The following is a 9,056-nucleotide window of genomic DNA, read 5'->3' on the forward strand; positions in this document are numbered from 1 at the left end:
GATCGCACCGCCCACCACCGCGCCGGTGCGGCCGCCCAGTGCATCGCCGACGGTCGCACCGGCGATACCGCCCAGCGCACCGCCGAGCGCGTTGTCCCAGCCGTCGGCCGCGGCCGGCAGCGAAATCACCGCAACCGCGGTGACGATGAATGCGGAGGCGATCTTCTTCAACATGCGAATACTGTTCCTTGTGCTCAATCTGAAGTCAGGGTTCTTGCGTTGCTGCCCATTCGTTTCATCGAAAGGCCGGCGAAAGATAGCACTCCCATCCAACCCCGGTTCGCCATTGTCGTAACAGATTGTGTGCGCCTCGACAGCCACCCCGGCATGGCTGCATTTTTTAATCCCGGCTCCATCGTTTCTCCATCAAACCGCACAAAAACGTCCATCGACACCAAGCACACTGCGAAGCAAATCATCGAGTACGCATGCGCGAGCAACACGAACACATGGACACGTTTCCGACCCTGATCGCCTGCGAGCATTGCGACAGCGTCTACCGACGCCGCGCGCTGGCGCCTCACGAGGTCGCGCGTTGCGAACGCTGTTCCGCCGTCCTGTTTCGATCGAGCGGGCTCGATATCGACCGGTGGCTCGCGCTGGCGGTTGCGGCAGGCGTGGTGTTTGCCATCGCCAACCTCTGCCCGATCATGCGGATCAGCGTGCAGGGGCTGCATAGCGAGGCCACGCTGTGGCAATCCGCGCTCGCGCTTGCGCAGGGCTTCGCGGCGCCGATCGCGATTCCGACGGCCCTCGCCATCGTTGGGGTGCCGTTCCTGCAGATCGCCACGCTGATCTGGTTGCTGGCCTTTGCCCGTGCGGGGCGCCGCGCGCCCGCGTTCGGCCCGCTGATGCGCTTGCTCGTCGCGTTGCGTCCCTGGAGCATGATCGAGGTTGGACTGCTCGGCATCCTCATCGCCATCATCAAGCTGTCCAGCATCATGCAGATCATTCCCGGCGCCGGCTTGTGGGCCACGGCCGTGCTGATGGTGCTGATCCCGCTGATCGCGGGCCACGAAACGCGCCAGCTATGGGACTGGGTCGTGCCGGTGAAACCCGCCGAAGGCCGCCCATGAGCCTGCCCGTTCGCGCCAGTCAGTTGGGCATGGTCGGGTGCCATGCCTGCGGCCTCGTCTGCCGCACGCGCGCGTCCGACGCGCAGGATGCGCACCCGCATGCCGCCGAAGCGGAACGCTGCCCGCGGTGCGGCGCTGCGCTGCACGCGCGTCGTTCCGACAGCCTCGTACGCGCCTGGGCGTTCCTGATCGCCAGCCTGATCTTCTACCTCCCGGCCAACCTGTTGCCGGTGATGCGCACCACGCTGCTCGGCAGCCACAGCGAATCGACGATCCTCAGCGGCGTCGTGGTGTTCTGGAAAGCCGGCTCGTACGGCATTGCGTCAGTGATCTTCATCGCGAGTGTCGTCGTGCCGTGCACGAAGTTCCTCGCGCTTGGCACGTTGCTCGTCACGACAGGCCGGCGCAGCGTCGCGGCCATGCGCGAGCGGGCCGTGCTGTATCGCGCGGTCGAACTCGTCGGCTACTGGTCGATGCTGGACGTGCTGGTCGTCGCAATCATCTGTGCGCTGGTGAAGTTCGGTCCGCTGTCCGAGATCGAGCCGCGCGCCGGCATTTTGTTTTTCGGCATGGTCGTCATTCTCACGATGCTGTCTGCGATGAGTTTTGACCCACGCCTCATTTGGGACGCCGAAGAAGCATGAATCCTGCATCCGGCCCGCAAGGCCTCGAACCCCATGACCCGCCCGTGACACGCAATCGCCTGCGGCTTTCGCTCGTCTGGCTCGTGCCGCTCGTCGCGGCGCTGATCGGCCTGTCGATGGTGATCCACGCGTGGTTGTCCGTCGGACCGGAAATCACGATCACGTTCAACACCGCGCAAGGCCTCGAAGCCGGCAAGACGCCCGTCAAGTACAAGGACGTCGTGATCGGCACCGTGACCGCCATCTCGCTGAGCGACGACAGTTCGCACGTCGTCGCGACGGTGTCGTTCGTGAAGAATGCGCGCAACCTGATTCACGACGACACGCGGTTCTGGGTCGTGCGCCCCCGCGTCGGCATGAGCGGCGTATCGGGTATCGACACGCTGTTCTCCGGTGCGTACATCGGCATGGACACGGGCCGCTCGCAGCATTCGCGCAAAGCCTTCACCGGGCTCGAGACGCCGCCTACCGTCATCAACGGCATGCCGGGAACGAGTTTCGCGTTGCGGGCCACCGATCTCGGTTCGCTCGATATCGGCTCGCCGGTCTATTACCGCCATCTGATGGTGGGCCACGTCGCGTCATACAAGCTCGACATGCAGCGCCGCGACATGAACCTGCAGGTGTTCATCGATGCGCCGTACGATCGGCTGGTGACGACCGACACGCGCTTCTGGAACGCGAGCGGCATGGATCTGTCGCTGGACGCGAACGGCCTGAAGCTGAAGACTCAGTCGGTCGCGACGATCGTGGGCGGCGGCATCGCGTTCGCGACACCGGAAGACAGCAGCGCGACCGCCGCCCCTGCCGGCAACGTGTTTGCGCTCGCCGACAACGAAGCTTCCGCGATGGCTGCGCCGGACGGGCCATCCCAACTCATTCGACTCCGTTTCGAGCAGCCGTTGCGCGGGCTCGCAGTCGGGGCGCCGGTGGAATTCTCCGGCATCAACATGGGCAAGGTGGTATCGACCCAGCTCGACTTCGACCGTGCGACCCGGCGCTTCCAGTCCATCGTGATGGTGAAGGTCTATCCGTATCGGCTCGGTCCCGTCATCGAGAAACTGCAGAAGACCGAAGGCAACGGCAATCCGCGCGTGGCCCAGTTTCTCGCGGGCCTGGTCGAGCACGGGCTCCGTGCGCAGGCGCGTACCGGCAACCTGCTGACGGAGCAGCTCTATATCTCGTTCGACTTCGTGAAGAACGCGCCGAAGGTGCCGTTCGATGCGAATGCGACCCCGCTGACCTTGCCCACCGTTGCGAGTACGTTCGACAAGCTGCCGGAGCAGGTCGCCGACATCGTCGACAAGATCAACAAGATGCCGCTGGATTCGATCGGCAAGCACGTCGATTCGAGCCTGACGAACCTGGACGCGACGCTCAGGCAGGTCAACGGCCAGCTGCTGCCGTCGACGACGCGCGCGCTCGACCAGGCGAACCAGACGTTCGGCGCATTGCGCCAGGGCATCGCCGACGACGGCCCGCTTCAGGAAAACCTGGCGAACACGCTGACCGAAGTCCAGCGTACCGCGCGCTCGTTGCGCACGCTCACCGACATGCTGGGCCGCCGTCCCGAATCGCTGCTCCGGGGAACCGGGGCCGATCACGCGCCGATCGCGCCTGTCGCCCCGTCAACCCCGCCTGTCCAGCAGGAGCCCCGACAACCATGAGCTTCCCGATTCGCGCCAGAACGATCGCCCTGGGCGCCGGCGCCGTCATCGCGCTGACCGCCTGCGCGTCGAACCCGGTGCATTACTACACGCTCGTCTCGCCGGCCGCGACCGCGCCGACCGCGACAACGGCACCCGCCGCGCACACCGACGCGCCGCTGGCGATCAACGTGTTGCCGGTCGGCATCCCCGCCCAGCTCGACCAGCAGCAGATGGTCGTGCGCAGCGGGACGGGCACCGCGGTGATACTCGACAACGAACGCTGGGTCGCACCGCTCGGCGACGAGCTGCGCGCGGCGCTTTCGTCGACGCTCGTCGAGCAACTGGGCGCGCGCAACGTCACCGGCCTGCCGCGTCCGTCGAACCAGACCGTCATGAGCATCCGCACGCAGGTGCGCCGCTTCGACGCGTGGCCGGGCCGCATGGCCCAGTTCGAAGCCGACTGGGTCGTCGGCGTGCAGCAGGACGCGCCAGGTACGCGCATTTCGTGCAGCACGCGGCTCAACGAGGCCGCCCCTGGAAGCTATGCCGACATGGTGCGTGTGCAACAGCGGATGATCGAGCAGTTCGCCGCCCGGATCGCGAGCACGGTGCGCAGCTTCGGCAACGGGCGCCCCGCCTGCCCCGCCGATTCGTAAACCGTCACGCCAAGGGGAGCCGTCCATGGGAGCGCGTGAAGGTATCCGGTTATGGGAACCGGCTACCTTTAAGCGACGCGCAGCGCGTTATGCCCGCCGCCGGTAAGTACCCGGCGTGCTCCCCGTCCAGTGCCGGAACGCGCGATGGAACGCGCTCGGATCGTCGAAACCGATGTCGGCGCCGATCGCCGCGATCGTGTCGGGCGTATCGGTCAGCCGCTGGATCGCGATGTCGCGCCGCAGTTCGTCCTTGAGCACCTGGAACGTCGTTCCTTCGGCGGCCAGGTGGCGACTCAGCGTGCGCACCGAGCAATGCAGGTGCTCGGCCGCGTGGTCGATCACCGGCAGGTCGGGCAACGCTTCCGACAGGTACTGCCGCACGCGATGGCACACGAGCTGTTCGCTGAACGATTCGAAGATCCAGTCGCCGGGTGCGCGCGCGAGGAACTTGCGCAGGTTGCGCTTGCTCTGCCGGATCGGCGCGTCGAGGTAGTCCGCGCTGAAGCGCATCAGCGTGCGCTCGCAGTCGAACTGCACGGCGCCGGTGAAGAAATACAGGTGATCGACCGCATGGCGCGGCCGCGGGCACGCGAACTCGATCTGCAGCAGCGGGATCTTCTGCCCGATCAGCCAGGAGCACACGCCGTGCACGAGCTTGAGCATCAACTCCTGGCCGAGCGCGCCGATCGGGCCGATGGCGTCGTTCGGACGCAGCACCGCCTGCGCGACGAGACCGTCGCGCTTCGATTCGAGGAAAAAATCGTCGAGCAGGATATGGAAGAATTGCCCGAAACGATGCAGCGCCGTTTCGAGGTTGCGCGCATCGAGCAGGCTCAGGCACAGGTACTTCAGCGTGCCGCCGCGCAGCGGGCGCGAGAAGATGCCGGGCATCTCGTCGTCGAGGTCGATCGCGAGCGTGCGGTACAGCGTCGAGAACTGCTCCTCCGTCACGCGCGCATGCGGTTCGCCGAGCAGCTCGATCGGGATGCCGGCCCCGCGCAGGTAGCGCTCGACCACGTCGCGCTGCACGCCCGCGCTCGCGAGGAAGCCGTTGACGAGCGAGATCGGCACCGTCGCGCTCGGCGACGGCAGTGCCCGCCCGGGCGCGAGCCCGGGCTGGGCGGAAAGTGAATCTGAACCGGTCATCGCGTCCCCGTCGATCGAACCGCTCGCATTGTACTTGAGCGGCCCGCGCGGAGCCTTCCGGGCCCTCGGCGCGCCGGGCCCTGCGTGGCGCGCCGACGCCATCAGTCGGTGCGGCTGAGTTCCCGGCGCAGGATCTTGCCGACGGTCGACTTCGGCAGCCGGTCGACGAAGCGAATGAGCTTCGGCACCTTGTAGGCCGCGAGGCTCGCGCGGCAATGCGCGACGAGCTGCTCCTCCGTCACATACGCGTCCTCCGCCAGCACCACGAACAGCTTGACGGCCTCGCCCGTGCGCGCGTCCGGCACGCCGATGCACGCGCACTCGGCGACGCCCGGCACCGCGGTGGCGACGGCTTCCACTTCGTTCGGGTACACGTTGAAGCCCGACACGATGATCATGTCCTTCTTGCGGTCGACGATCCGCAGGAAACCGGCTTCGTCGAACACGCCGACGTCGCCGGTGCGGAAGTAGCCGTCGGCCGTGAACGCGGCCGCATTCGCGTCCGGTTTCTGCCAGTAGCCGCCCATCACCTGCGGCCCCTTCACGCAGATCTCGCCCGCGCCGCCGATCGCCACCTCGTTGTCCTGGTCGTCGAGCAGCTTCACGTCGGTCGACGGCAGCGGCAGGCCCGTGGTGCCCGTGAACGAGTCGATCGACTGCGGGTTGAACGACACGACCGGCGACGTTTCCGACAGCCCGTAGCCCTCGCGGATGAAGTTGCCCGTCACCGCCTTCCAGCGCGACGAGATCACGTCGATCACGGCCGCGCCGCCGCCGGCCGACAGCTTCAGCCGCGACCAGTCGACCTCCGTCAGGCGCGGATGGCCGGCGAGCCCCGCGTACAGCGTGTTCACGCCGACGAACACCGTCGGCCGCGCGGTCTTCAGCACGTCGATGAAGCCGTCCATGTCGCGCGGGTTCGCGACCAGCCAGTTCTGCGCGCCGATCGCGAAGTAGGACAGGAAGTTCACCGTCAGCGCGAAGATGTGATACAGCGGGATCGCCGTGACGACGACCTCCTCGCCCGGCTCGCGCGCGGCCGGCACGATCGCGCCGAACTGCTCGATGTTCGCGACGAGGTTGCGGTGCGACAGCGCGGCGCCCTTCGACAGGCCGGTCGTGCCGCCCGTGTACTGCAGCAGCAGCAGATCCGCGCCGCCGAGCGCGACCGGTTCGAACGCGAGCGATTCCCCGGCAGCAATGGCGTCCGCGAGCGGGACCGAACCGGGCGGCAGCGCATCGCAGGTACCGGCCGGCGCATCGACGACGCCGAGATCGCCGCGCCCGACGCTCAGCACGGTGCGCACGCGCGTGCCGCCGACCACCTCGGCGAACGTGCCCATCGATCCGCCGCACACCACGGCGACCTCGACGCCCGCGTCGTTGAGCTGATGCTCGAGCTCGCGCGCCGTGTAGAGCGGGTTCACGTTGACCTGGATCGCGCCGATCTTCGCGACGGCGATGAACGCGACCGGGAACGCGAGCACGTTCGGCAGCATCACCGCTACGCGATCGCCCTTGCGGACGCCCACGACCTGCTGCAGATAGGCGGCCAGCGCGGTCGACAGGCGATCGACGTCCGCATAGGTGAGCGTGCGGCCATACGAGTGGAACGCCGGGAGATCGGCGAACTGGCGCATCGCGTTGTCCAGCAGCGCGCTTACGGAAGGAAAGCGATCGGGATCGATCTCGGCGGGGATCGAGCCATACGACCCGGTCCAGTGTCTCTTCGTCATGTCTCACTCCACGGGGGACGGCGCGCCAGCCGCGCGCCGTTCGCGCGACGGCCTGCACGCCGGAGAAGCGCGGACCATCGCCTGACCGGCGACTATCGCCCGCGCGGCGTGCTTTGAAAATGATCCGGGCGGCCGAAAAGATGATCGAAACGGACACGCGGGGGTTCGCACTTGTCCAGACAACTTCGCCTGCGACGCCGGCAGTCGCTTATTCCCCGGTGTGAATTGCTAAGCAGCAAGCGGCGTGGCACGGCCTCGCGCCCTTCTTCATAATCGACGATCGTCATTCCGCTGTCGAGACCATGCAGCCGCTTGCCCTGGCCCCCGCCGACACCTTCTCGTCCGTCCGCTTCCTGCTGACCGACATGGACGAGACCCTGACCCATCGAGGCCGCCTGGCCGCCCGCACCTATGCGGCGCTCGAACGCCTGCAGGCGAGCGGCATCCGCGTGATCCCGGTGACCGCCGCGCCGGCGGGCTGGTGCGACCAGATGGCGCGCATGTGGCCGGTCGACGGCGTGATCGCGGAGAACGGCGGGCTCTTCATCCGGCGCAGCGCGGACGGGCACGGCGTCGAACGCCGTTACTGGCATGCGGACGATGCGCTCGCCGGCGCGCGCGACACGCTCAGGCGCATCGCGCGGCAGGTCGAGACGGCCGTACCCGCCGCCCGCCACGCGGACGACCAGGACTTCAGGCTGACGTCGCTCGCGTATGCGCGCACCGGCACCGACCAGGACGACCGGATACGCGATGCACTGATCAAGGCCGGCGCGGACGCGACCATCAACAACCTGTGGATCATCGGATGGGTCGGCGGGTACGACAAGCTGTCGATGTCGCTGCGCGTGCTGTCGGACACGTTCGGCGCCGACGCCGGCTCGGCACGCGATTGCGTGGCATATTCCGGCGATTCCACCAACGACGCGCCGATGTTCGGCTACTTCACGCACACGGCCGGCATGAGCACCGTGGTCGAGTATCTGCAGCAATTGCCTGCGTTGCCGCGATGGATCACGCAAGACCCGGGCGGCAGCGGGTTCGTCGAGTTCGCCGATGCGATTCTGCGCACGCATCCGGACGGTCGGGGCTGATCGCTTGCGCGCATCGACTATCGCCCACACGGCATGAACGACATACGGGATCCGGCGATTCCGGTCGCCGGTCGCACCTGATACGATCGCTTCGCTTCCGGTTCGCCACGGCCGAGCGTGCCGCGCGCCGCCCCCCACGGAGCCGCAGCATCCGCACCACGGGTCATGCGTGCATCGTGCCTTTTCTTGCCGGTCGCTCCCGTCGCCAGATAATCAGGATTACTTTTCATATGACGCCGCTCTCGGCAGCGCACCAAACCGGAACACGACATACAACAACGCTTTCAAAGGTCAGTCGCCATGCCAGAACGCATCTCGTTTGGACAACTCCCCGCCCGGCTGCTCGACGTCGTGCTCAACGTCGAGGAATACGCGAACAACACCGGCCACGATTTCAAGCTGGTGGAACTGGTGCGCGCACGCGTGTCGCAGCTCAATGGCTGCGCCTACTGTCTCGACCGCCACATCAAGGAAGGCATCCACGCGGGCGAAGATCCGCTGCGCTACCACCTGCTGCCCGTATGGCACGAAACGCCCGATCTCTACACCCCGAAAGAACGGGCCGCGCTGCGCTGGGCGGAAGCGCTGACGCTGATCAGCGAGCACGCGATCGGCGACGAACTCGTCGACGCGACGCGTGCGCATTTCGATCGAGACGAACTGGCCACGCTCACGCTGATCGTCGCGCAGATCAACACGTGGAACCGGCTCGCGAAGCCGTTCGCATGGCAGGCCGGCGTGTTCCAGGCCGGTTGAAGCGGGTTGAAGCGGGTTGAAGCGGGTTGAAGCGGGTTGAGGCCGGCGGAAGCCGGTTGGCGACGGTCGGGACCGGCCACGCCGGGTGGCGCCGGTGCGCGTATCAGGGTGAACCCTGTAGCGCATGGGACCGATCCCGAGCAGAATTGCGTGCCGTAAACGATATCGATTCGGACGCAGGACTCTCCCATGCCGCGCAGTGCGCTCTTGAACCCGACGACCGCCCGCGCAGCCCGGCTGCCGGACGTCGAGCCGGCCCACGCGTTGCGCGAGCAGCGCTTCACGCCGGCCAAGCTGGC

General features: G+C 67.0%; 8 protein-coding genes. 6 read left to right on the forward strand and 2 right to left on the reverse strand.

Going from position 1 to position 9,056, the window contains the following annotated elements:
• The first annotated feature begins 428 nt into the window (after window positions 1-428).
• From JYJ84_RS21095 to JYJ84_RS21110, 4 genes are read left to right on the forward strand one after another with little or no spacing between them, the layout of a single operon-like run.
• The gene (locus JYJ84_RS21095; RefSeq protein WP_122950409.1) at window positions 429-1,076 is read left to right on the forward strand and encodes a paraquat-inducible protein A; all 648 of its coding nucleotides are present in this window, start codon (window positions 429-431) and stop codon (window positions 1,074-1,076) included.
• Window positions 1,073-1,720 carry a paraquat-inducible protein A gene (locus JYJ84_RS21100; RefSeq protein WP_175221932.1) on the forward strand — a complete coding sequence of 216 codons (648 nt, stop codon included), beginning with the start codon at window positions 1,073-1,075 and terminating at the stop codon, window positions 1,718-1,720. Before JYJ84_RS21095 ends, JYJ84_RS21100 begins: the two co-directional genes overlap by 4 nt.
• The gene (locus JYJ84_RS21105) at window positions 1,717-3,387 is read left to right on the forward strand and encodes an intermembrane transport protein PqiB (RefSeq protein WP_122950407.1); all 1,671 of its coding nucleotides are present in this window, start codon (window positions 1,717-1,719) and stop codon (window positions 3,385-3,387) included. Before JYJ84_RS21100 ends, JYJ84_RS21105 begins: the two co-directional genes overlap by 4 nt.
• Window positions 3,384-4,025: a membrane integrity-associated transporter subunit PqiC gene (locus tag JYJ84_RS21110; RefSeq protein ID WP_122950406.1), complete on the forward strand. Its 642-nt coding sequence runs from the start codon at window positions 3,384-3,386 to the stop codon at window positions 4,023-4,025. Before JYJ84_RS21105 ends, JYJ84_RS21110 begins: the two co-directional genes overlap by 4 nt.
• Before the next feature lie 87 nt (window positions 4,026-4,112).
• Here the strand turns inward: JYJ84_RS21110 and JYJ84_RS21115 are convergent, their stop codons facing one another.
• Both JYJ84_RS21115 and JYJ84_RS21120 read right to left on the reverse strand, forming a co-directional pair.
• The gene (locus tag JYJ84_RS21115; RefSeq protein WP_122950405.1) at window positions 4,113-5,273 is read right to left on the reverse strand and encodes an AraC family transcriptional regulator; all 1,161 of its coding nucleotides are present in this window, start codon (window positions 5,271-5,273) and stop codon (window positions 4,113-4,115) included.
• Window positions 5,273-6,907, reverse strand: coding sequence for an AMP-binding protein (locus tag JYJ84_RS21120; protein WP_175017074.1), 1,635 nt, complete (start codon window positions 6,905-6,907; stop codon window positions 5,273-5,275). Before JYJ84_RS21120 ends, JYJ84_RS21115 begins: the two co-directional genes overlap by 1 nt.
• A 302-nt stretch (window positions 6,908-7,209) precedes the next feature.
• Here JYJ84_RS21120 and JYJ84_RS21125 point away from each other — a divergent pair, with 302 nt between their 5' ends.
• Together JYJ84_RS21125 and JYJ84_RS21130 are read left to right on the forward strand one after the other, a co-directional pair.
• A complete protein-coding gene (locus tag JYJ84_RS21125) occupies window positions 7,210-8,001 on the forward strand; it encodes an HAD-IIB family hydrolase (RefSeq protein ID WP_175221933.1) in 792 nt (263 codons plus the stop codon).
• 300 nt (window positions 8,002-8,301) lie between these two features.
• The gene (locus JYJ84_RS21130; RefSeq protein ID WP_174957482.1) at window positions 8,302-8,757 is read left to right on the forward strand and encodes a carboxymuconolactone decarboxylase family protein; all 456 of its coding nucleotides are present in this window, start codon (window positions 8,302-8,304) and stop codon (window positions 8,755-8,757) included.
• Window positions 8,758-9,056 lie beyond the last annotated feature (299 nt).

Origin of the sequence: Burkholderia sp. LMG 13014, from assembly GCF_905232215.1 — a bacterium.
In the GTDB taxonomy this organism is placed as follows: Bacteria; Pseudomonadota; Gammaproteobacteria; order Burkholderiales; family Burkholderiaceae; genus Burkholderia.